This is a genomic window from Chitinophaga eiseniae (genome assembly GCF_900167135.1).
Classification (GTDB): Bacteria; Bacteroidota; Bacteroidia; order Chitinophagales; family Chitinophagaceae; genus Chitinophaga; species Chitinophaga eiseniae.
Map to the genome: position 1 here is coordinate 1546963 of NZ_FUWZ01000001.1, position 24944 is coordinate 1571906.

Below are 24944 nucleotides of genomic sequence, written 5' to 3' on the forward strand. Positions count from 1 at the left end.
GGGAAAGGGAATGATCAGCAGGAAGTTACGAAAGCATCTCTGAATCCGAGCCTGCGGGCTTTTCGTACAGCCGTGGAGGCCTGGCGGTCTGTTTTAAAGTGCCCCCAGGTGTATCGGTGCATTTTTTTTTTATTCATGACGATCTGTTCATGGCTGATGTTTCCGTGGAGCTTCCTGAAAATGGAAGCTCCCGGTGTATATAATTTGTCGGTGGTCATCAGTTGAACGCAGTACTGGTCGTCAGGCTGCGGAACGGAACTTTTGCCTTTACCGGCTGGTTTGCGGATGTTATTGAATGCCTGCGGGCGGCTGGCAGTGGTTTCTTCGGTGGTGGAAGAGCGGCGGTTGGTAAAGCGTTCCAGCTCGTCGCGGTACCGTTTGATGGCTTTAAAGATGCCGAGGGCCAGTTCCTGCTGTCCACCGGAGGAGTTGAGGTATTCTTCCTCTTCCGGGTTGCTGATGAAGCCCAGTTCCACGAGTACGCTGGGCATGGCGGTGGCCGAGAGCACCCAAATGCCTTTTTCATTCCGTTGACGGGCGCCTCTGCTGATGCGGCCGGCTTTGGTGAATTCGTCCTCGATGAGGGTAGACAGCCGGAGGCTCTGGTCGAAGTAGGCGTTACGCAGGGTATTGAGGAGGATGAATGTTTCCGGGTCCTCGTCTGCGAGTTGTTTGGTTTCTTCGGAGTCAGCGTCCAGTACGATCACGGAGTTTTGTTTAAGGGACTCCATTTTCGCGTTGTTCTTACTGGTAGCCCATATGTATGTCTCTGTACCTTTGGCGTTGCTTGGGTAATAAGCGTAAATGGGTCGTTTTACGGGTATTTTCTTTTTCCCTTTCCGGTGGTAAACGGTCTTGTAGCCGGTCACCTTTCTGATTTTGCCGGTGGAATTACAGTGGATAGACACGAAAAGATCTCCTTTGGCATCGTTGGCGATCTGTGCTTTTTTGCGGGGATCGTCGAAGCGGTCTGTTTTTCGTGTATACACGACCTTTACATCCGGGAGGTTGTCTTCCAGGATTTTGCCCAGTTTCAGGGCTACGGCCAGCGTCACCTGTTTTTCTGTGGAGTAGCTTCCTCTTGCCCCGGGGTCTTCACCGCCGTGACCGGCATCAATTACAATAGTGCGGATAGGGTTTTCCTGTTTCTTTGAAACTGGATTGTTTTTTGCCTGAATAAAAAAGGTACAGGTGAAAAGAGTTCCCAGTCCTAAAATCCAAAATCGGTTCCAGCGCATGATTCTCATTTTAATGGGTGCTGTTATCACAAAAAATAAAAAAAAAGTTTATCTGTTAAATTAGTAATTCCTTTGCTCCATGTGTGTTTACAGTTATTTTCCCGTCGTTGGCCATCAAACTTTACAAGTGGTCATTTGTAATAAATTGTATAATTTCTTGTAGGTTTGTGCCCGCCTTAACACATGAGCTCTAGCTACAAAAATAATTATAAAAAGTTTTTACGGCAGACATACCTGGCTTTTGCAGGTGTGGTTATCGCCGTTCCCTTTATTATAGATGCATCAGGGGTCGGAAGGCCACACGCATCGCTGACTTTTAACAAAACTTTGGCAGATGCCGTTCCTGCCCGCAAAGACACTGTAAAGCCCAAAGCGCTTAAAGTGACTGCCAAACCGGGCGTTGATACCAACGTGGTGTCAAAAGACCAGGATACGACCGGAGCGGTGAGCGTGGACACCGTTTTTATCCCCAAGGTGTCCAAAGATACGCTGGATGCGCCGGTAACCTATAAGGCAAAGGACTCTATTATCCTGATGGTGCCCGACAAACGTTTTTACCTGTATGGTACTGCCAGCACCAAATATAAAACGATCGATCTTTCTGCCGAAAAAATGAATTTCGACCAGGCCACGGGCGTACTGGAGGCTACCAATGCCAAAGACACCGCAGGCAAGATCATCGGCCGGCCCGTGATGAACGACGGCGGCCAGAGCTTTGAGTCCGACACGCTCCGGTACAATTTCACCTCCCAGAAAGCAAAGATCTACAATACCCGCTCCCAGTACGGCGAAGGTTATATCCACAGTGAACTTACCAAAAAGGCCGCGGATAATACCATTTTCGGCTTTAAAAACGGTTATACTACCTGTAACCTCGACACGCCGCACTTCAGCTTCCGGGCCCGTAAAATAAAGGTTATCCCTGACAAACTGGTGATTTCCGGGCCGGCAAACCTGGAAATTATGGGAATTCCCACCCCGCTGTACATCCCGTTTGCCATTTTCCCGATCACGCAGGGCCAGCGTTCCGGTATCCTGCCGCCGCAGTATGTGGTGAACCAGCAGAAAGGGATGGGCCTCGAAAACGGCGGTTACTATTTCGGCATGGGGGAGCACCTGGACCTTACCCTGCGGGGAGACGTTTACTCCTACGGCAGCTGGAGCCTGACGGCCAGCCCTACCTACCGCAAACGGTATAAATATAATGGTGGCCTTAACCTGAGCGTCGCCAACACCCGCTTCGGAGACCCGGCAGTACCGTCTGAGTTTACCAAGTCCCGCGACTTCCGTATCACCTGGAACCACAGCATGGACAGCAAGGCCCGTCCGGGGGTGAACTTCGGCGCCAGCGTGAACTTCGGTAGCTCTTCCTATAACAGGTTCAACGTATTTGACTATAGCACCCGTGTCAACAACAACATCGGGTCGTCTATCACCTTCTCCAAAACATGGCAGGGCAAGCCCTACAACCTGACCCTGGGCCTGAACCACTCGCAGAACCTGGCCACCCGCGACGTGTCTATCTCTTTCCCGGACGGTACCTTTACGGTGAACACCATCTACCCGTTCCAGCCGAAAGAAATGGTAGGCACGCCTAAATGGTACGAAAAAATCGGTGTTTCCTATAATGCCGTACTGCGTAACCAGGCCAGCTTCAAGGATTCCCTGTTCGGCAAACAGGCCATGTTCGACGCGATGCAGACGGGCATGCAGCACACCATCCCGGTGTCTTTCTCCATCCCGATCCTGAAAACGCTGACCCTGTCGCCGGGTATCAACTACAGTGAGTACTGGTACACCAAAAAGATGACAAAGAGATGGAGAAACGATAAAATTGTTTCCAAAGACTCTATCGGCGGTATCGATACCAGCTACCAGGCCGGTTTCTTCTCTGCCCGTGATATCAGCGTGAGCGTGTCGCTGTCTACCGCCGTATATGGCATGTACGCTTTCAGTAAGAACTCAAAAGTGAAAGCCATCCGCCACGTATTACGCCCTACCATCAGTGCCAGCTACCGGCCGGACATGTCCAGTCAATACTATTATTATTACTATTATAATCGCCTCCATGACTCTACCAGGGTGTCTTATTTCGATGGGTCTATTATCGGGGTCCCTTCCCCCGGCGCCTTTGGTGGTATCAACTTCGGGTTGGACAATAACCTCGAGATGAAGGTGTTCTCGCGGAAAGACACATCAGGCAACCATGAGAAAAAGGTGAAACTGCTGGACGGCTTCGGTATCAACGGCAGTTACAACCTGGTGGCAGACTCTTTTAAACTCTCCAATTTCAGTCTCTACGCCCGTACCAACCTGTTTGACAAGGTGAATATCTCCGCCAGCGGTACCCTGGACCCCTATGCGACCGACGGTCGCGGCCGCCGTATCGACAAGTTCGTGTGGCAGCAGGGGAAAATCAGCCTTGGCCGGTTGACCAATGCCAGCATCTCCCTGAGCACCTCTTTCCAGTCGAAAGACAAGAAAGGACAGGACAAACAGAAAAAGATCGATTCCCTTGAAAATATTTCCAATGCAGATGCCGCCATGGCGGCGCAGCAGCGGCAGTTGCAGATGATGCGTAACAACCCCGGTGAGTACGTGGATTTTGACATTCCGTGGCGGCTGGACCTGTCTTACAGCTTGTCCTACACCAACCAGCTGATTCCAGACTCCGGCGGCGTGATAAAGCGTATAACCCAATACGTTAGCTTCAACGGAGATTTCAGCCTGACCCCCAAATGGAAGGTGGGCCTGAACAGCGGCTTTGACTTTACCAATATGCAGATCGCCTATACGAACATGTATATATCGAGGGACCTGCACTGCTGGCAGATGTCGATTAACCTGATACCGTTTGGTACCTTCCGGCAGTTCAGTATCACCATCAACCCGAAAGCCGGTATCCTGCGGGATTTGAGGATCAACCGATCGCGGCAGTTCTACGACTTTTAGCCTGCTGGCTATATATCTTATTATTCAGATGGAAAAATGCAGCGAGGGATCGCTGCATTTTTTTATGCTCGTCAAATTCCGGTGTTATTTTCTCTTCTTTTTAGATGATCTCTGCATGATAATGATTTCATAATATTAAACCCGTCTATGTATTTTTAATTTTATTTCCTGTTGCGTAATTTAAAGTCGATATCGATCTGCCATAATCCAATGATCTGATGAAGCTAACCGGAGTCAACGAGGAAACGTTATGGAATAACGTGATAGCAGGCGATCAGCAGGCTTTCAGGGTACTGTATGAAGCGTCGGCTGATATGCTCTATGCCTATGCATTGCGATATTTTCCCGATAGGGAGATGATCATGGACTGTATTCATGATCTGTTTACTGACCTGTATCTGCAGCGCCGCAACCTGGCGCGGCAGGTCAATATCCGTTTTTACCTGTTGGTTTCTTTCCGGCGTAAACTGAATGCTTCCCTTAAGAAAAACGCCCGGTTCTCCTTTCAGGCAGACATGTCCCAAGCTGAAAGCTATTTCCAGCTTACCTTTGAAGCCAACGACGCGCAAAGCAGGATCATTGCAAAGGAAGAGCAGCAGGGCGCGCTGCACCGGCTGGCCGCTGAGATGAACAAGCTGCCGGCGCGGCAGAAAGAAATCCTTTACCTGAAATATAACTGTGAACTTTCCTACGAGGAGGTAGCCCGGCTGATGCAGATATCCGTACCTACCTGCAGGACCCTTGCCTACAGGGCTATCCGCCAGCTGCGGCAGGACATGCCGGTCACCACTATGCCGGCTTTCGGCTTGTTGCTGCTTACCTGCCTGAAAAATTTTTAAAATTTTTTTCCGGAAGAAGTCTATAAAAACGAAACAGCCTGCTCTGTTATATAGGGGCAAATAGTAGCTATGGATATCAACAACCATTCATATGGCAGAGAAGACGACCTACCTGGAGGTGCCGGGGACGATAAAGAGAAAATGATCTCCATCGTACGTGCGTCCGGTAACGAGCTGTTGTCCGTAGCTGAGAAAGCCGGTCTGTGGGAACGTATTGCCGCCGATATCACGCAGCCGCCGGTGCGGCTCTGGTGGCAGTCGTGGAAGGTGGCCGCCGCCGTCGCTTTGCTGCTGACGGCCGGAATGGGCTGGTGGCAATGGCAGCGCACGCAGGAGGCGCTGCCGGCTCTGGTGGCTTTTGCTACTGATCAAACTTATGCCCGGGGCGATTCCACGATGATCCGGATGATACTGGGCAACCAGCAACAGCTGAACATCCGTAATACACGTGCAGCCATCACCTATCAGGCAAAAGGCACACAGTTGCGTGTAGACTCGCAGGAGGTAAGGCAGGAGCTGGCCGCCGGCCGGCAGGTGTTTAACACGCTGCTGGTGCCTTATGGCAATGTGGCGTCGCTGCAGCTGGAAGACGGTACCAAAGTATGGCTCAACGCCGGTTCCCGCCTGGTGTATCCTGCAGCATTCGTGTCCGGTAGGCGCGAGGTGTTCCTCGAAGGGGAAGCTTATTTTGAAGTGGCCACTGACGCGGCCCGCCCGTTTAGTGTATACGCCAACGATATGAAGATCGCCGTATTAGGCACGGCATTTAATATTTCGGCTTACCGGGAAGATATCGCCTCGCAGGTAGTCCTCGCCAGCGGCAGCGTACAGCTGGAAGCTTTCAGAGGACCGGGGAAAACGGCGGCGCCGGTACAGCTTTCTCCGGGTAACAGAGCCTCGTACACCGGTGGCGATGGACATATGACAGTGGATAATGTGAACGTCGCCGGGTACATCACCTGGAAAGACGGGATAATAGTAGCGGAACACACATCTTTACTTGAAATACTCAAAAAACTGTCCAGGTATTACAATCAACCAATAACAACAGACGCGCGGTCGGGCAATGAAACATTTTCGGGTAATCTTGACCTGCAGAAAACACTGAACGATGTACTTGACATAATAGCAGCTTCCACTTCATTGAAGTACGAAAAACAAGGGGGGACAATCATTTTTAAAACCAGATAAACATCAGCGAAAAGCCAAAAAAAACCGGAAGATGCGGTAACATCTTCCGGTGAAGACTGCCTGCGGTAACAGGCAGCCCGGCTAACTATTTCATTAATTAAACCAAACAAATGTATGCAAAAATTTTACGTTTGTTGGCGCTACCTGCCCGCGGGCATAGTGCCAGCCAAATTATGGCATGTTATGCGGCTAATCATAATCCTGTTGTTCGTAGGGCTGGTGAGCGCCTACGGAAAAACTTACTCGCAGAATACCCCGCTTCATGTGCGGGTGACCAACGCTCCGCTGCCGGAGCTTTTCCGGCAGATACAAGCACAGAGCAACTGGCGTATTTTCTACAAAGATGAACTGCTGCGTGGTGAGAAAAACATCACGTTGCATCTGCGCGGTAAAAGGCTGGTGGAGGTGCTGGACAAAGCCCTCGATGGCACCAGTCTCGGCTACACGATCGTAGGCACCCAGGTGGCGATCGTTCCCAAAGAAGAACAGCCGGTACGCCCGCTGAAACTGGCACGGGAAGACAGTATGCTGACCATCAAAGGCCGTGTGTACGACACGCACGAGCCGCCGGTAGCGCTGCCCGGTGTTTCTATCGGCGTAAAAGGTTCTTCCCGTGGCACTACCAGCGACGCAGATGGTTACTTCACCATCCAGGCGCCCAGAAATGCTACGCTGGTGTTTAGCCTCGTGGGATTTATTGCGACGGAGTACAACGTCCTGCGCAGCAACAACGGCCTATCCATTTCATTGAAAGAAAAAGTGTCGGCCCTCGATGAAGTAGTCGTAGTGGGGATTACAGAGCAACAGCGTAAACACATCGCGAGCTCGGTGGCTTCCCTTAATGTAAAATCGGCCATGAGCGGCAAGCCTATCACCACCATTTCCCAATCGCTGCAGGGCGGTGTGACCGGTCTGCAGGTAAGCCAGGCGTCCGGTCTGCCCGGCGGGGATGCTGCCACCATCAAGATACGCGGCATCACCTCCCTGAACGGTTCCAACCCGTTGGTGCTGGTAGACGGTATCCCGATGGACATGAACTATATAGATCCGCTTACGGTAGAAAGCGTGACCGTATTGAAAGATGCTGCTGCCGCCTCAATCTACGGCGCCAGAGCCGCCAGCGGCGTGATCCTGGTCACCACCAAAAGAGGGACGCCCGGCCGTGTGGCTGTCACCTATGACGGTTACTACGGTGTGCAGTCACCCACTAAAATGCCTGCGCTGGTAGACGCTCCCCAATATATGCGCATGTACAATGAAGCACTCGCCAATTCCGGTAAAACACCCCTGTATTCCGAAGAAGATATTCAACAAACCATTGCCGGCACTGATCCGGTAAAATATCCGAATACCGACTGGCAGAAAGTCATTGTCAACAAAAGAGCGCCTATCACCAGTCATTCCGTAGGGGTGAGCGGAGGTAACAGCCTTGCCCGTTTTGCGCTGAACGCCAACTACCAATACCAGGATGGTATGACACCGCTGACCAGCAGCAGGAAGTATAACATTCGCGCCAATACTTCCGTGTCGCTGACCAAGAATTTCCAGATCAATATGGACCTGCTGGCCATCAAACGTAATATCCTGCTGCCTAACAGAACACTGGGGCATGACGGTACCCGCTTGCTGGAAGATGTGTTCCGCGTGCCGCCTACCATTCTTCCCAAATATCCGCAGAAGGAGGGTTCTTCCGAGATCTATGGCCGCTACGTTGATATCGTGAATCCGCTGGCCTACGCAGAAAAAGGCGGTCGATTTGTCAATGAATACGGGCAGTCCAGCATCAACCTGCAACCCAAATGGGAGGTGATACCGGGGCTGAACCTGCGGGGACAGTTCAGCTACCGCCTCAACAGCGATTTGCTGGGCAGCCTGCGCGACAACTATAATTTCTTCGACTATTATACCGGCCAGCTGCTGCAAACGTGGACACAGCAACGCGCTTACTCACAGGCCAGGACTACGTACTATTACATTGCCGCCAATGCTGATTACACGCTCGATGTAAAAGATCATCACTTCTTCCTGATGGCAGGGTATTCGCAGGAAGAGAAAAATACAAGTGCCAGCTCCGCCGGAACTTATTTGTATATCAACTCTCTGTTATCGTCTTATGCCAAATTGAATTACTCTTACCAGGACCGGTATCTGCTGGAACTAACCGGCCGTATGGACGCTTCTTCCAAATTTGCCAAAGGCCATAAGTATGGTTTCTTCCCTTCGGTGGCGTTTGGCTGGAATATCAGTAAAGAGAAATTTATGTCTTCCGTGAAGGCGGTCAGCAATATGAAGCTGCGCGCTTCCTATGGTCAGCTGGGCAATGAATCGGACGTGGAATTGTACCAGTATCAGACGACCATCAACTCCGGTTCCGGTCTGGAGACCAACTACGGTAATCCGGACCTGAGCTGGGAAACAGTGAATATGGCTGATGTGGGATTAGACATCGGCTTGTTTAACAACAAGCTGGAGATTGTGGTGGATTATTATAATAAACTCACCAAAGACATCATTCTGCGGCCACCGCTGTCCTATACCGGCGGCTTTGAAGGCAAGGTGCCTGTCAACGCCGGCAAGCTGCGGAACACAGGCTGGGAAGCATCTGTGAACTACAACGGTAACATCGGCAAAAATGTGGCGGTGTCTTTCCGGCCGGGCGTGACCTATAACAAAAACGAGATCGTGTCCCTGTTGAGCGGCCCTTATGTCAGCTCCACCACCATTCAGCAGGAGGGCGGCCCATATGGCGGCATCTTCGGCTATAAAACCGCAGGGTTGCTGCAGGAGAGCGACTTTGATAAAGATGGTAATCCGCTGATACCGGTGTTGCCAGGCGCCAAACCCGGTGATATCAAGTACCTTGACCTTAGTGGCAATAAAGTCATTGATGGGTCTGACCAGACGTTAATTGGTAATCCGCTCGCGCGGCTGAATTACTTCGCCAATTTCCGGGTGGCGTACAAAAACTTCGATCTCGAATTTTTGTTGCAGGGTACCGGTAAGTCTGATGTGGTGCTGGAAGGTATGTTGGCATTGCCAATGGACAATAGTAAAGACGGTGGTGTGCCTACCCGTTTTTATGCAGACAACTACTGGACACCCCAACGCACCAACGCTATGTTCCCGCGTTTGAACACGTTGCCTACCAACAACAAGTTATCCTCTGATTTCTGGTTCCAGAACGGCGCGTACATGCGGGTGAAGTATGTTCAGCTGGGGTACAATTCGCAGGCAAACTGGCTGAAACGTGTTGGTATCCGTGGTTTGCGGGTGTATGTGAACGCGCAGAACCCGATCACCTTCACCAAAATGAAGCTCACTGATGCCGAAAGCCAGGGAGATCAGTGGACCTATGGTATCATGAAGGCATTTATTGCCGGTATTAATGTTCAACTTTAATAATGGTCGTATGAAAAAGATATATGCAGTCATTTTTTCAGCCGTGATGCTGACATGCAGCTGTGAAAAATTTCTCACCCATGATGACCCGGTGAGTGTAACGGATGATAACTGGTGGAGGACAGAAGCCAATGCCACCGGTGCGTTAGGATCGGTGTATGCCGGTTTGCCTGGAGGTTCCGGCGGGCGGCAGCTGATGTTCCTCTCCGCTTTGAGTGATGAGGCGGTGGCACGTCAGGATACCCGTGGCGCCTATGAGGCGTATGCCAAAGGATTACAGAACAGCAACTGGGACGTAGCGCTGAACCTGTGGCGGGATGATTATAAGGATATCCGCCGTGCCTGTCGGTTTCTTGAAAATGTGGATCGCTGCTACATGGATTCTTCGCTGAAAGACCGTTACAAATACGAAGCGAGGGCCATGCGCGCTTACTATCATATGGAGATGATGCTGTTCTTTGGCGGTATTCCGATTGTCACTGAATCGCTGGAACCGGGCAATAGCAATACCACCCGCAACTCCGAAAAAGAAGTGTATGATTTTGTGGTGAGTGAGCTGACAGCATGTGCGCCACATTTGCCGGACGTGTATAACAATAATGAAGCATGGCGTATTTCTTCCGGTGTTTGCTGGGCGCTGATCGCCAAGCTATCCATGTTTTACAAGGAATATGAAACTGCGAAGATGGCTGCGCAGAAGGTGATTGATCAGAACGTGTATAAATTATACCGTAGTACCAATACAAAAGTCAACAGTTTCGCCGAGCTGTTTACCTACGCCGGTGAGCTGAACAAAGAGCGGGTATTTTTCCGTGATAATGGTTGTTCCAACGCCTGGCGGACTTTTGCGCCTTACGGTGTAGGCGGGCAGACAGTCGTGTCGCCCACCATGAAGCTGGTCAACAGTTTTGAGACGCTGCAGGGTAAAACGTTACAGGAGCTGGGAGCGGATTCGCTGGCAGTTTACCAGAAAGACCCCTTCTACAAAAATAACCGTGATCCGCGCCTGGTGGCCTCAGTGCTGGTGCCGGGGCAGGTGTACGAAAAAGATACGCTTCGTCCGTTTGCCAGCGAGGGTAGTGACCGTATTGGTATCCTCAACAGCACCGCCACCGGTTTCTGGGTGAAAAAATACCTCGATCCCAAAGACCGTAACGGCGCCAGTCCTTCGCTGGATTATATGATCATCCGTTATGCCGAGGTGTTGCTGAACTATGTGGAGTCGCTGGTGGAATTGGGCGATTGGCAGAACCCTGACGTGCTCCATCATCTGAATGATATCCGTACGCGTGCAGGCATGCCCGTAGTAGATGCCGGCAAGTATAATACGCAGGAGAAGCTGCGGCAGCTGATACGCCGTGAGCGTACCGCCGAGCTGGCGTTTGAAGGCGCCCGTTTTTATGATATCCGCCGCTGGGGTATACTGGGAGAGGTAATGAACGGGCAGGTGCATGGCGCTGTAGATCCGGCTACCGGAGCGCCGGTGATGGTAGAGACGCGTTCCTGTAATGTGGAAAGGGATTTCCGTTATCCTATTCCGTTGAACGAGCTGTTAGCGAATCCGAAGATGACGCAGAATCCGTTGTATTAACAGTAACTGTGATAACGATGACTATCACTGATTTTTTCTGATTCAGGAAGATTACAGCGATTGAAACCGGTCTGCCTTTTTCGCTTATACTTATACGAAAGCACCCGTTTGATATTGATCAAACGGGTGCTTTGTTTTTATCTTTTGTGATTACAGTTTATCCTTTGTTGTGACGTAATAATCCAGCATGAGGTTAAATACTTTCTCTTTCAGCGCCGGCAGGTCGTCGCGGGTCATGCCGGTGGTGGAGATGGGAGGAAGTACATGATAATGGATCGGGTGTGGCCAGGCGAAGAATGTTTTACCGGGCGGTTGTATTTTCCTGGTGTTAAACAGCAGGGAGGGCATCAGTGGTGTCTGTGTGTCTATGGCAAGGGCGAACGCGCCGTCATAGAATGCTTTCAGTGGTTCGGCGGTGCGGTTGCGGGTACCTTCGGGGTACAGCAACATGTGGATACCAAGGCTGAGCGCATGTTTCATGTCCACTACACTTTGTTTGCGGCTGGCTTCACTGCTGCGGTCTACCAGTATGCTGCCTATTTTGTACAGGACATTGAATACCGGTATTTTAGCCATGGAGGCTTTCGCCAGTGTTTTATTGGCGCCGGGGACATAACCGGTGGTAACGGGGATGTCCATCAATGCGTTGTGATTGCATACGATGACATAGGTTTGGCCGGGGGCGAAATATTCCTGGCCTTTCAGTCTGGCGGGGCACCCGATCAGCGGCAGGTAGACGTTCATCCACCAGCGGCCGAGGCCCACGAAGAATGCCGTAGGCTTAGGTTCTGGCCAGAAAGAGGCGATCCAGATAGGGATAAAGACGATCAGCATTGTGATGACAAACAGCAGCAATGCGTACAGCGCATAAATTCTTCCCAGTATATTTTTTAGCATAACAGAGAGGTTATCGTAAAGATACTGATAGTATGCCAATGATCAGAGGCGCCAGTCCACCGGTTCGATGCCGGCTTTCAGCAGGAGCTCGTTGGTTTTGGAAAAATGTCTGCAGCCGAAGAAGCCGTTGGCCGCGCTGAAAGGCGAGGGGTGAGCCGCTTTCAGGATATGGTGGCGGGTGGCGTCTATGAGGATTTGTTTATCCTGTGCGAAGCGGCCCCACAGCAGAAATACCACATCATTTTTCATGTCTGATATTTTGCGGATGACAGCGTCGGTAAAGTTCTCCCAGCCTATTTTGCTGTGGGAGGCGGGTTCACTGGCTCGTACCGTCAGGAAGGCGTTGAGCAGCAGCACGCCGTGTTCGGCCCATTTGGTGAGGTTGCCGCTGGTGGGTATGTCCAGGCCGAGATCGGTTTTCATTTCCTTGTAGATGTTGCCCAGTGACGGCGGCGGTTTGATGCCGTCCGGTACGGAGAAACTGAGGCCGTGTGCCTGTCCTGCACCATGGTAGGGGTCTTGTCCTAAAATCACTACCTTTACTTTGTCGAAAGGTGTTTGTTGGAAGGCGTTGAAGATGTTGTTACCTGCCGGGTAGATGGTTTTTCCCAGTGCTTTCTCATGTTTCAGGTGCATCACAATCTCCGCGAAATAGGTTTTGTTGAACTCATCTTTGAGCACTTCTTTCCAGCTTTCTTCGATCTGTACGTCCATATTTTTCAGTCAATATTTTAGAAAAATTAAATTAAATTTGATTTATTGGAAAATATTTCCATAAATTTGCACTCCCAAAATGAGAGATAAATATAGGAATTTATTTCACATTGACGGAAAAAACAAAATATAAGTCTCGGTAGCTCAGCTGGATAGAGCAACTGCCTTCTAAGCAGTAGGTCATTGGTTCGAATCCAATCCGGGATACAAAATAAATAGGGGAAAATTGCGGTAGCGGTTTTCCCCTATCTATTTTTGTGAGAAATTCCTAAAACCACATTTTGTTTTCTCTGTTATTTTCATCTCCTGTGTGTTTTTATCCTATTTATCTTATTTATTTTGGTCTAAAGAGGTTGCTTTTCCGTTTTTTGTTATTGACAAAAATGTATCTTACAATAACAATGGACTGCCTGAAAGTGATCTTTTGTAACTATTCTAAATGAGGTAATCAGATGAGTAAGATAAGGATAAAGCATTTTGGGCCTATCGTTGAGGGGTATACGCAGGATGATGGTTGGATAGATATACGTAAGGCGACGGTACTTATCGGTAATCAGGGCTCAGGAAAGAGCACAGTCGCGAAGCTGATTTCTACCTTTACGTGGATTGAAAAAGCATTGGTGAGGGGTGACTATCCTCAAAAGTGGTTTGAACGCAAGAACAAACTAAAAAATCAATATTTACCGTACCACAGGCTTGAGAACTACCTTAAGTCTGACAGTTCTGGTCAGACTGAAATAGACTTTCAGGGGGAGGCATATTCTATTAAGTATCGAAATGGTTCGTTGATAATTGAAGAGATAAGCCATTCGTCCTATCCTTTACCGCAAATAATGTATGTTCCGGCAGAACGTAATTTTATCACCTATATGAAGACGGCTAAGGAATTGAAGCTTTCTTCTCCGTCTATGCAAGAGTTTCTCACAGAATTTGATAAAGCGAAAGAAAACCTGAAAGCCCCTGAACCCCTTCCAATAAATAGTACTGCTATAGAATATGATAAATTAAATGATACGCTAAATCTTAGAGGCACTGATTATAAACTTAGATTATCTGAAGCATCCAGCGGGTTCCAGTCTCTTGTGCCTCTGTACCTGGTATCATCTTACCTGGCCAATTCCATTCTTATTAACAGAGCCGATGATTTGGAAGGCAAAGATGGAATGACAGCAGAAGAAATGGAGAGATTTAAAAAGGGGGTCGCAGAAATCTGGACAAATGAGAGCTTTACAGATGAACAGCGTAGACTGGCTCTTTCTGTATTGGCGGAAAAATTCAACAAGTCTGCATTTATTAACATTGTTGAAGAACCCGAACAAAATTTGTTTCCCGGCTCCCAATGGGAAATGTTGCAAAGCTTACTTGGATTTAATAGTATGGCGGCTGGAAATAAACTAATATTAACTACCCACAGCCCTTATATTATCAACTTTTTGAATATTGCTATCCTTGGTTATGATTTAAGAGAAAAAATAAAGGAAGCTAATCGGGTAAACGATTTACTACCAAAATTGCAGAAAATAGTTAAAGAGAATTCTCTGATTAGTTCGGAGGATGTAGTGGTGTACCAATTAGATGAAAAAGAAGGTGTTATTCGGAAGCTGCCTGCTCCGGAAGGGATTCCGACTGATAAAAATCTTCTTAATATGAAAATTCGAGAAGCTAACCAATTGTTTGATGCTTTATTAGAAATTGAAGAAGATCTAGCAATATGAATTTTTTTGACAGCAATTGCCAGGAACCTCCACGTGATGATGAATTATTTGGTATATGTGATGACCAGAATGGAACAAAAGCTTATACTAATATAGATGACAACACCAAATGGGTGGCGACTGTCGTTAATAGGAAAAAGGTCGAATTGGTTTTTACCGCAATCGATGCGTGTGTAATTAAAAGCAATGAGCATGAGGGGAGAGGACGCTGCGATGGAATGTTGACTTCTGAAGAGCATATATTCTTTGTGGAATTGAAAGATCAGAATGCAAGTTGGAGGACGCTGGCCATTAATCAGTTAGAATCCACAGTTCGGTTTTTTCTGGAAAAAAACGGTCTCATGCAATACAGACATAAAAAAGCTTTTGCCTGTAATAAGCAACGTCCCCATTTTCAGGAAATTGATCAGGAAGAACAAATGAGGTGGTTTAGGACATATGGTGTGAGACTTGATGTACAAGCAGAAGTTATTGTCGTTTGATTTCGAGCGTCTAAAGCCAACCCCAAGACTATCCCAATAGGTTCACCCTGCCGCTCTCACCCAATCCGGCGCATTGCCGGTGTCTTTTTTCAGTATCATGTTCAACTGTGCTGCGTGATGTTGAACATGGCGCATGTTATACAGGAACAGTTCAAAAACAGGCATTATTTTATTGCTTTCCACTTCTACCCACAATTGCGTGAAATCAGTTTCCGTCATGTTAAAAATGAGGTCATGGCATTTTTTTCTGCTGGCCTGCAGATAGGCGAGTATTTCCGCCTGACTGTAAATATTGTCCGGAACGATGTCGTCGATGCCCTCAACAGGAATCACTTCACTAAGGGTGAATGAAAGTGGAGAGGAGAGCGGGCCTGCGGGAATGGTTAAATAATAGTCCAGGAAGACTGACACATGATAGGAGATATAGAAGAACTTCTTCTGTTCGTTCCAAAGGTTTTCAGGGTAAGCGGAAATGGCATTGGTCAACATGTCGATGCTGCCGCCAAACTGGTTCCATAAGCTTTCCCGGATAGTCTGTATCATGAAGTGTTATTTAGAAGGTTATTCAGGTCAAAAGTTAATTATTTTCCTATCAATTTACAGGAAAAACAGGACCTTCCTGCAAAAGAAATCGCGTTTGATAGACCGGCAGGAGGATAAAATTGGCAGGAGGACAAGAAAAGATATCACAATTAGTTTCGTAGCTTGCAATAATTATATCAACCAATATTTGCCACTGGAGAATAACTTATGAGAAAATTGTTCTTATTGTTTTTGCTGTCACCATTTGTGGCCTTGCAAGCGGCCACTGCGTCCGTAGAACCACAGGCAACGGACGACAGCCTGAAAATCTACAACAGAGTGCTCACAACCCGTGAGATGAAGGAAGACCTGCTGCTTTTTCGCGATATCCGGGAAAAAGCCAATTCCGGGTTATACCGCTATCGCACCAAAAAGCAGGTGGACAGTATTTATAAAGTGGCTTTCAGAGAGATCAGGAAGCCGCTGACTACTACTGAATACTTCAAGGTAATATTGCGGTTGACTGATTTCGAAGGCAGCTGCCACAACTACACCGAAGTGGGAAAAGACCTGATGGATTTTTATAACCGTCAGCGTGGTTATTTCCCCTACGATCTGAAGTATATTCAAGGTAATATCATTTTCAACCATCAAACAACGGAGATACCTGCGGGCTCCCGGGTATTAAGCATTAACGGTGTGCCTGACACCACCCTGATGCAGTCGTTCTATAAATACTTCACGGCTGACGGGTTTAACACCACACAGAAATGGACCGGAAGCGTACACCGTTCCTTCAATTACCGTTATATGATAGAGTATGGTGTGAAGGACAATTTTACCGTTACTTTCAACCCGCCCTACAGCAAGGAAGTAAAGACGATTACCCTGCCGGCCGTTACATTGACTACCCGTAAGGAAAACCTGACGCATCGTTACAGCGCTGCGGTGGATAGCCTGATAGATTACAACGTACAGCCGAAATACAGTTTCCGGATGGTGGACAACGCTACCGGCCTGCTCAGCTTCCGCATCTTCAGTATGGCAGACGGAGCGGATGATCCAAGGTTCCCGGGATATGTCCGTTTTATTGATAGTGTGTTCCAGACGCTGGACAAAAACGCTGTACCGAACCTCATCCTGGACATCAGAAGCAATCCCGGCGGCAGCGATCCTACTTTCGAGCAACCGATGATGTACCTGACAGACCATCCTTTTAAAGAAAACATATCTGCCTATGCTAATTTCGACCGTGATACTATTCCGTATATGCAGTATTTCTGGGGCGTAAGCACCGACAGCAAATGGGGCCCGGAAGAAGTGAAGGCAGGCAGAGCATTCCTGAAAAGCTATCTCCTGCCGTACAAAAACGGGAAAAGTTACCAGGACAGCGCCCATAACCCTGTTTACCATCCCAAACAACCGGCGTATAAAGGGCATTTATACCTGATGATCGACGAGAATACAGCTTCGGCGGCCTCTCACCTGGCATCACTGGTAAGGGCGTACGCCAGAAATGTGACCATTGTTGGCGTTGAAACGGTAGGCGGATATTATTGCCATAACGGACACGCCGGCGTGGTGTATGAATTACCGCATTCTAAAATCAAGACAAAGTTTTCTATCATGTATGTGGTACAGGACGCCCCTGTAAAGCCCATGCAGCCGGAGGGAAGAGGCATTATGCCGGACCATGAAGTATGGCAGTCCTACGAGGACTATATGAACCGGAAGGATTCCCAGATGGAGCATGTGCTCCGGCTTATCCGTGAAAAGAAGCAGTAGTTTACATCATTAATAGATCTAAAGCCTTGCAGTTTTGAACTGTAAGGCTTTTTGTTTTTCCCGGAAATCCCTATCTTTGAAAAAGAAACAGAACGTTCTGTTTCTTAATTCAGTTATTATGAGCAGAAAACGGCAGTTTACCCGGGAGCAGTACACCACTGCCGCCCGGCAGATTGTGCAGGAGGAAGGCGCTCATCACCTTTCATTCCAGGCTGTTGCTGTCAGGTTAGGGGCCAGTAGAGGGGCACTTACCCATAATTTCCCTACCAAACGCCACCTGGTAACGGCGATGATAGCGGATACACTGGCCCTGGCAGAGACGATCATAGAAAAAGAAATTGCGAAAGCACCTAATGGCAACAACCCGGTGCTGACGGGCTTTCTGCGTGCCATCGCGCACCCGTCGGGCGAACTGATCCGGTTATGGAAAGGAATGTTCAACGCCGGCGCCATGGAGGAACCGCCCATTACAGATTTATACGCGGACTTTTACGAACGTTACTGGCAGCGCATCGCCGCTGAAGTAAAAGACCCCGTCAGGGCGCTGCTGATATGGGCCGCACTGGAAGGATTGGAGCTATATGAGGTGTATTACAAAACACCCTTCACAAAAGAACAGCGGACCGCCGCATTACAAAAATTGCTGGAAGACGCTGTTCATGTGTAACAACAACATACAGCATGAATCCCCTGAAAAGAAAAGACCGAAAAATTGTCAATATATCCAAACCGGAAAGAAGAGTATTGGAAGCGCTATCCAGAGGAGGGAGGGTCATCTTCGAACGGGATGAAAAAGGAAAAATAACGGAAGTAATGTGCCTCAGCGCGGAAGGCAGCTGGCTTGAGAAATGCGACCTCGACATGTTCCGCAGGCTCAAAAACAAAAGGCTCATCGCCAGTATAGATGGCGGCCCTTACAACATCACCCGGGCCGGTAATGACGCCCTCTGAATTATACGACATATCCCGGAAGCAACATCGTTTGTTTCCGGGATTATCTTTTCTCCCGGCTGCAGGCGCCTGTCTGCATATTGATTTTGACAATATCCACCTGATGACGGTTGTTCTCATCTTCTTCTCCGAAAACATAAAAACCGCCCTCTTCCCCCATCTCTATCCGGTAGAGGATCTGTGAAACAAGATGTTTGTTGCGCTTGTTTTTACCGAAGATTTCCTGCGCTTTTTCATATGAAACTGGGCTTTTCCCGGAAATACTGTCAAATGCCGGTGTTTGGGGAAGAATGATCTGTTTAAGGATATCTTTCTCGGGATGCAGCCATCCGTCATTTTTAACGAGCGTCCCGTAGGGCGCCGGCTCATTGTTGATCACCACTGCTTCTGCCAGCCGGCAGTCATGACTGCCTACATACCCCATCATGCCATAATGCAGATACGCGCCATGGTGATAGCCTGAAATGTAATAGTGGAGGGCTCCTCCGGTGGTGACGACAATAGTGTCCGTTTTCAGAAAGACCGGATAAGGGATTTTCACGGAGCAATACATGCTGTCATCCGAGATATAGGAAAAATTACTTTTTACCAGTGTATCCTGAACAACCTGCCCGTTGCGCAGGATTTTAAACTGCAGCTGCCGGATTTCTTTTTGCTGAAACCCTGAAAATTTAATTTCGGGTTGCTCCGTAACGGTGATGACGGAATCACATTGTTTGCTGTATTTTTCTTCGTCTTCGACCGCCTGCCGGCGTCTTTGTTCGGTACTCACCCAAAAACATCCTGCCACGAACAGCAGCAGCACGGCTATGATGCCCAGGAAAAAGAGGCTGTATTTTAGAAATTTCTTTAAGGTCAACATTCATTCAAATATATAACATGACAGTGAATGTTGAAATTTTTTGCAAAATTTTCCAGCGCACTAGTTCATATATCCTTCCTCCGTGTTTTAATGGCTAAATAATTATCATTAAATGCTGCTTAGAAAGAATTGTTGCAGGCGGGGAGGACTATACTTGTTGTTATATGCCCTGCTGTGCAGTTGCGGATCACGGCATACAGCGCCGGGAGGCCGGGAAATGCCTGCCAGAAGTATGTTGCCCGACCAGCATATCCTTGATCTGGGAGAAGACCGGGACGAAAATCATCTCCCGGGGACCCTGGCGGGATTTCCTTTTACCCCCCGTTATTTTGAGTGGCAGGCGGACGGAAGGCCTGCTAAATTTCTCGCCTTGTCACTTCCTGATGTATCTGCTGACCAACAGGCGAACGAGCTGATAAACCGTTACCAGTTACTGGCCCCCGCACTGATTCATCAATGGGCCCCACGTCACACCGGCATTGTCATTGACCTGCGTAACAACGGCGGCCACGCCCAAAAGGCAACCTACCAGGTGCAGGCGGCAACCGCCGTTTTTCCGGTGGTGCTGGTGTGGGATGACAGCACCGCCAGCCGGGCAGACCGTTACATACAATGGATCGCCTCTATGGAGGCATATGTACAAAAAACAGACGGGCTGCTGGTAAATGACAGTCTGCTGCTGCAACTGCCTGCCACCGGAATACCCGACAGGCAACTATTACAGGATATCCCGGTAAAGGACTGCCTTCACCAGGTGTACTAATCGCCAATATCAATTTTATCGCCTAATGAATCGCTATGCTTATCTGCCATTGCTAATGGTAATGGCGTCCTGCGCCATGTTTAAAAAAAGCGGCAGGAAGGGACCCCAACCCGCCCAACAGCAGGTCCCTACAGGAAAAAACGGGGTACAACCCTACGACAAGCTGATCACCATGGAGATGCATACACAACATGGCCTCTTCACCGTTCACAGTACCAAAGAACTGGACACGGTATTATTTGAGGTCGGGGAAAAACTGTTGCACAAAAACATCCTCACAATCAACCGTATCCTGAAAGTAACGGGCGGCGTGAAAATGTATGCAGGGGAACAACTCACTAACACGACTATATTTTTTGAACGGGGAAACAACGGGACGTTACTATTGAAGCAGTGTAACCTCTCCAGCCGCGCAGACACTTCACAGGTTATCCATCGCGCGGTGACAGTCTCCAATACCCAACCGGTACTGGCGGTGCTGCCCATCCTGGCCTATGGAAAAGACAGCGCCAGCTTCGTAGTGAACATGACCGCGCTGCTGAAAGATCCCGCCAGTTTCGTGAATGACGCGGAAGGGGCGCAGATCAATAGCTTTCTGACAGTAAAATCCATGAAAGACCATGCTGTCACGGACATACGGACGTATCCCTCCAACGTGGAAATTGCCATCTCCAAAAATGGCGTGGCCGATAAAACCCTGTACAGTAAGCTCCCTTCGCCGGCATCGCTGGAAACAAACACGTCGTTTGTGATTTTGCCGGAAAAGCAGATGCAGCCACGTTATGCCGATAAGCTGGTCGGATATTTTACTGATAACTTTATTGAATACAGCGATACACAGCAGATTGTAAAAAAACAGGAGCTGATCCACCGCTGGCGGCTGGAGCCCAAACCGGAAGACAGCGCACGTTATTTCCGCGGAGAACTGGTGGAGCCTGCCCACCCCATCGTATTGTATATTGATCCGGCCACGCCTAAGCAATGGCGGAAATACCTCATCCAGGGCGTTGCCGACTGGCAGCCAGCCTTTGAACAGGCAGGATTCAAAAACGCCATCACCGCAAAAGAATGGCCGGAGCATGATACCACCATGCATATGGAAGATGTACGCTACTCCTTTATCAACTATCTGCCATCGGAGATCACCAACGCCTATGGTCCTAACATCCACGACCCCCGCAGCGGTGAAATCATACAGACCAATATCGGATGGTACCACAACATTGTGGAACTGCTGCAAGGCTGGTATCAGATACAAGCCGGTCCAAACGACCCTATGGCCCGCTTTCCCGGATTTGACAGTGTGCTGATGGGGCAGCTGATACGCTTTGTATCAAGCCATGAGATAGGGCACACACTGGGACTACGCCATAACTTCGGCAGCAGCAGCTGTACGCCGGTAGACAGCCTGCGCAGCATTACCTACCTGGAAGCCCACGGCCATACGGCCAGTATTATGGACTACGCCCGGTTTAATTATGTTGCGCAACCGGAAGACAGCATCCCGCAAAGGCTCCTGTTTCCCCGGGTGAATGATTACGATAAATGGGCCATTGAATGGGGCTACCGGTTGACCGGCGCGGCCACGCCGGAGGCAGATGCCACCATCATGGCACGGCTGGCAAAAGATAGCCTGGCGGCCAATCCCCGGTTGTGGTTCGGAGATGGAGAGTCGGAAGCCGGTGATCCCCGCTGCCAGACGGAAGACCTGGGCGATGATAACGTGAAAGCCAGTACGCTGGGTGTGCGCAATCTGAAACGGGTGATGGCCAACCTGCCCCGATGGGCAGCCGAAGAGGGCGGTTTCCGCGAAAATCTCTTTCGGATGTATGACCTGTTGCTTGGCCAGTATTACAATTATCTCAACCATGTGGGGAACAACATCGGCGGCGTATGGTATACTCCCCGTTCCGATGACGATGATCAACCCTCCTTTGTTCCGGTGGAAAAAGAAAGACAAATCGCAGCAGTAACCTATGCCAACAGGGAACTGTTTACCACGCCGGACTGGCTGCTGGATACCGCTGTGCTGAACAAATGCCAGCTGCCTTATACGTCCGACTATATTGAAGACATGCAGGTCAAAGCTGTCAGTTTATTGTTGTCGCCCACGAAGCTCAACAGACTGTTAAGCCTGACTAAACGTTTTGGCGCCGATAAAACACTGCAGGCAGCGGAGTTGCTGGCGATGGTAAGAAGTACCATCTGGCAGGGACTTGACAGCAGCAGCGTACACATCGACGCGTATCACCGCAATATGCAGAAAGCCTATGTAGGCGCACTCTTTAGCCTCCTGATGCATAAAGAAAGAGAGGTGAACGAATCGGATGCCGTGACGGTTGCCGTCACAGAAATTAAGACAATAGCGGACGTGGTCCACAAAGCATTGCCTCACGCGGGCAATGCCGTGGTGGCCGCTCACCTGGCTGACCTGCAGGAAAGGATCGAACGCCTGTCATCTTCTCTGTATAAAAATTGATTACCTACTAAAACCATTCATATTCACAAATGAAACGTTATCTCTATATTCCATTTCTCGCTGTGATGGCTTCCTGTGCGGTGTTTAAAGGTGGAGACAAAAAGAAGAAAAAAACGGCGGCCACTCCGGCGGCGCCAGCTGTGAAGCCTGTGGCGACAGCCAATAAAAACGGTGTGAAGCCTTATGCTTCGGTGATTACCCCCGGACTGCAAACACAAAAAGGGCTTTTTACCGTGCATGCCACCCGCGAAATGGACAGTATCTTTTTCGAAATAGGCGCCCCGCTGCTGGGCCGGGACATCCTGGTGGTGAACCGCATCCGTAAAGCGCCGGGCGGCACGGGCGCCTACGCTGGTGAAGAGCTGGACAATCACACCGTGATCTTTGAAAAAGGGGCCAATGAGACGATCCGTGTCCGTTTAAACCTGGTCATCAGTGATGCGGATTCCGCCAGCAATATCTACCGCGCTGTTGTAAAATCCAATCTGAACCCGGAACTGGTGTCTTTCCCCATTAAGGCATATGGAAAAGATTCTGCCAGCTATGTGATCGATGTCAGCAAATTCCTGCGGGACCCAGCCGCTTTCGTTAACTCCGGTGACGGTCATGAAGGCCTGAAAAAAGCGCTGGATGTAAAAACGATGAAAGACCTGGAAGTACAGTCTATTATGGCTTTCCCGGAAAATATAGAAATCGCGGTTTCTAAGAACGGTGCCACCAAGCCGACAGGAGGATTGACGCCGACCCCTTCCCGCCCGGCCACCCTGGAAACCAATACTTCTTTTGTAGTGCTGCCTGAAAAACCACTGCAGCGCAGGTTTGCAGACCAGAGGGTGGGTTATTTTTCAGACTATTTTATGGAATATGGCGATAACCAGCAGAAGGTGACCAAACGGAATTTTATACATCGCTGGCGGCTGGAGCCTAAACCCGAAGACATGGAAAAATACAAACGCGGCGAGCTGGTGGAACCGGTAAAGCCAATTGTATTGTATATCGATCCGGCTACGCCCAAACAATGGCGCCCTTACCTGATCGCCGGGGTAAACGACTGGCAGGCGGCCTTTGAACAGGCGGGTTTCAAAAACGCCATTGTGGCCAAAGAATGGCCGGAAAACGATACGACCATGCATCCGGAAGATGTACGTTATTCTTTTATCAATTATTTTGCCTCGGAAATTTCCAACGCCTATGGTCCCAATACCCATGATCCCCGTAGCGGAGAGATCATACAGACCCATATCGGCTGGTATCACAATGTAATAGACCTGTTGCACAACTGGTACATGGTGCAGGCCGGTCCTAACGATCCGCAGGCGCAGCTGCCTAAGTTCGACGAAAAGCTGATGGGACAGCTGATCCGGTTTGTGTCCAGTCATGAAGTAGGCCATACCCTGGGCCTGCGCCACAATTTCGGCAGCAGCAGCCAGACACCGGTTGATAGTCTGCGCAGCATCACCTATCTGCGTAAAAACGGTCATACGGCCAGCATTATGGACTACGCCCGGTTCAACTATGTTGCCCAGCCTGAAGACCGGATACCGCAGGAACTGCTGTTTCCCCGCATCGGTGAATATGATAAATGGGCCATCGAATTTGGCTACAGAATAGTAGGGGCGCCTACTGCTGCAGAAGACAGCCGCATCATGGGCCAATTGGTGACGAAACGCCTGGATGCCAATAACCGCCTTTGGTTTGGTGATGGCGAGACCCGTCAGATTGACCCGCGCTGCCAGACAGAAGACCTGGGAGACGATGCCGCCAAAGCAGGTACCTATGGCATCAAAAACCTGAAGCGGGTGATGGTCAATCTGCGCAAGTGGACCCGGGAGGAAAACGGACAGCGGGCAGCGCTGAAAACGATGTATGACAATGTGATGCAGCAGTTCCACCGTTATGTGGTGCATGTGGCAAAAAATATTGCAGCGGTGCATTATACGGTATATCCCGATGGAGACGACCGTCCGTCTTATGTTCCGGTGCCGAAAGCCCGGCAGGTGGCAGCTGTAAAGTTCTTCAACGATGAGGTGTTCAACACGCCCCATTGGTTGCTGGACCCGGCTGTAACAGACCGTGTTGACAACCCCGCCGAACAAACGCCGGTAGACCTGATGCAGATCAATGCCGTGAACAGCCTGCTGGATGTGAAACGGATTAATTACGTGATGATGCTGGAACGTCGTTATGGCGCTGCCAAAACGTTGGGCATTGAAGCTTATATGACGATGCTGCATCAGGGTATCTGGTCTGATCTCAGCAACAACAGCGTGAAGATCGATGCCTACCATCGCAATATGCAGAAAGCATACCTCGGTGCTTTATACAAGATCACCCGGGAAAGCAAAATAACGGTGAGCGAGTCGGAAGCCTCCTCCATCGCCAGTGCCGATATACGCGCGGTGGCAGCCATGATCAGCCGGGCTATGCCCCGTGCGGCCGACGCAATGACCAAAGCGCATCTGATATCGCTGCAAGAAAAGATTACACTGATGGCCAAAAATGGCTGATACTTTTTCTCATAAGCATAAATCAATAGTTGATGATGAGCCCTGTGGATGTTTATC

Annotated in this window: 18 protein-coding genes and 1 tRNA gene; 14 read left to right on the forward strand and 5 right to left on the reverse strand. The window is 49.4% G+C overall.

What is annotated here, in order from left to right:
* Positions 1–14: 14 nt before the first annotated feature.
* Positions 15–1238, reverse strand: a complete 1224-nt coding sequence (locus B5D63_RS06565) for an N-acetylmuramoyl-L-alanine amidase family protein (RefSeq protein WP_159455913.1) — start codon at positions 1236–1238, stop codon at positions 15–17.
* 183 nt (positions 1239–1421) lie between these two features.
* On the opposite strand from B5D63_RS06565, the gene B5D63_RS06570 reads away from it, so the two are divergent.
* From B5D63_RS06570 to B5D63_RS06590, 5 genes are all read left to right on the forward strand, one after another.
* Entirely contained in the window at positions 1422–4190 is a 2769-nt protein-coding gene (locus tag B5D63_RS06570) for a putative LPS assembly protein LptD (RefSeq protein ID WP_078667922.1), read from the forward strand.
* Between the two features lie 218 nt (positions 4191–4408).
* Positions 4409–5029 (forward strand): RNA polymerase sigma factor, encoded by a 621-nt coding sequence (locus B5D63_RS06575; protein WP_078667923.1) that lies wholly within the window; start codon positions 4409–4411, stop codon positions 5027–5029.
* Between the two features lie 69 nt (positions 5030–5098).
* A complete protein-coding gene (locus B5D63_RS06580) occupies positions 5099–6220 on the forward strand; it encodes a FecR family protein (protein WP_078667924.1) in 1122 nt (373 codons plus the stop codon).
* 183 nt (positions 6221–6403) lie between these two features.
* Entirely contained in the window at positions 6404–9619 is a 3216-nt protein-coding gene (locus B5D63_RS06585) for a TonB-dependent receptor (protein ID WP_200816923.1), read from the forward strand.
* A 10-nt stretch (positions 9620–9629) separates the two neighbouring features.
* Complete coding sequence (locus B5D63_RS06590; RefSeq protein ID WP_078667926.1) at positions 9630–11210, forward strand: RagB/SusD family nutrient uptake outer membrane protein; 1581 nt, start codon at positions 9630–9632, stop codon at positions 11208–11210.
* 150 nt (positions 11211–11360) lie between these two features.
* On the opposite strand, the gene B5D63_RS06595 is transcribed toward B5D63_RS06590, so the two are convergent.
* Positions 11361–12107, reverse strand: coding sequence for a 1-acyl-sn-glycerol-3-phosphate acyltransferase (locus tag B5D63_RS06595; RefSeq protein WP_078667927.1), 747 nt, complete (start codon positions 12105–12107; stop codon positions 11361–11363).
* A gap of 42 nt (positions 12108–12149) precedes the next feature.
* The gene (gene ung, locus B5D63_RS06600; protein ID WP_078667928.1) at positions 12150–12821 is read right to left on the reverse strand and encodes a uracil-DNA glycosylase; all 672 of its coding nucleotides are present in this window, start codon (positions 12819–12821) and stop codon (positions 12150–12152) included.
* A 133-nt stretch (positions 12822–12954) separates the two neighbouring features.
* Between ung and B5D63_RS06605 the strand changes: the two genes are divergently transcribed.
* From B5D63_RS06605 to B5D63_RS06615, 3 genes are all read left to right on the forward strand, one after another.
* Positions 12955–13028: transfer RNA gene (locus B5D63_RS06605), tRNA-Arg, on the forward strand.
* A gap of 245 nt (positions 13029–13273) precedes the next feature.
* Entirely contained in the window at positions 13274–14536 is a 1263-nt protein-coding gene (locus B5D63_RS06610) for an AAA family ATPase (RefSeq protein ID WP_078667929.1), read from the forward strand.
* Complete coding sequence (locus B5D63_RS06615) at positions 14533–15018, forward strand: hypothetical protein (protein ID WP_078667930.1); 486 nt, start codon at positions 14533–14535, stop codon at positions 15016–15018. The genes B5D63_RS06610 and B5D63_RS06615 overlap by 4 nt, the downstream gene beginning before the upstream one ends.
* 42 nt (positions 15019–15060) lie before the next feature.
* On the opposite strand, the gene B5D63_RS06620 is transcribed toward B5D63_RS06615, so the two are convergent.
* Positions 15061–15561 (reverse strand): DinB family protein, encoded by a 501-nt coding sequence (locus B5D63_RS06620; protein WP_078667931.1) that lies wholly within the window; start codon positions 15559–15561, stop codon positions 15061–15063.
* A 207-nt stretch (positions 15562–15768) separates the two neighbouring features.
* On the opposite strand from B5D63_RS06620, the gene B5D63_RS06630 reads away from it, so the two are divergent.
* From B5D63_RS06630 to B5D63_RS06640, 3 genes are all read left to right on the forward strand, one after another.
* Positions 15769–17325 (forward strand): S41 family peptidase, encoded by a 1557-nt coding sequence (locus tag B5D63_RS06630; RefSeq protein WP_078667933.1) that lies wholly within the window; start codon positions 15769–15771, stop codon positions 17323–17325.
* 118 nt (positions 17326–17443) lie between these two features.
* The gene (locus B5D63_RS06635) at positions 17444–17992 is read left to right on the forward strand and encodes a TetR/AcrR family transcriptional regulator (protein ID WP_078667934.1); all 549 of its coding nucleotides are present in this window, start codon (positions 17444–17446) and stop codon (positions 17990–17992) included.
* Between the two features lie 14 nt (positions 17993–18006).
* Positions 18007–18276: a YjhX family toxin gene (locus B5D63_RS06640; RefSeq protein ID WP_078667935.1), complete on the forward strand. Its 270-nt coding sequence runs from the start codon at positions 18007–18009 to the stop codon at positions 18274–18276.
* Between the two features lie 43 nt (positions 18277–18319).
* Here B5D63_RS06640 and B5D63_RS06645 read toward each other — a convergent pair whose 3' ends face one another.
* Positions 18320–19138: a hypothetical protein gene (locus B5D63_RS06645; protein ID WP_078667936.1), complete on the reverse strand. Its 819-nt coding sequence runs from the start codon at positions 19136–19138 to the stop codon at positions 18320–18322.
* A 112-nt stretch (positions 19139–19250) separates the two neighbouring features.
* On the opposite strand from B5D63_RS06645, the gene B5D63_RS06650 reads away from it, so the two are divergent.
* The 3 genes from B5D63_RS06650 to B5D63_RS06660 are packed head-to-tail and all read left to right on the forward strand — an operon-like array spanning position 19251 to position 24887.
* The gene (locus B5D63_RS06650) at positions 19251–19901 is read left to right on the forward strand and encodes a hypothetical protein (protein WP_143312787.1); all 651 of its coding nucleotides are present in this window, start codon (positions 19251–19253) and stop codon (positions 19899–19901) included.
* A 25-nt stretch (positions 19902–19926) separates the two neighbouring features.
* On the forward strand, positions 19927–22380 hold the full coding sequence (locus B5D63_RS06655; RefSeq protein WP_078667938.1) for a zinc-dependent metalloprotease: 2454 nt from the start codon (positions 19927–19929) through the stop codon (positions 22378–22380).
* A gap of 29 nt (positions 22381–22409) precedes the next feature.
* Entirely contained in the window at positions 22410–24887 is a 2478-nt protein-coding gene (locus B5D63_RS06660) for a zinc-dependent metalloprotease (RefSeq protein WP_078667939.1), read from the forward strand.
* Positions 24888–24944: the final 57 nt, after the last annotated feature.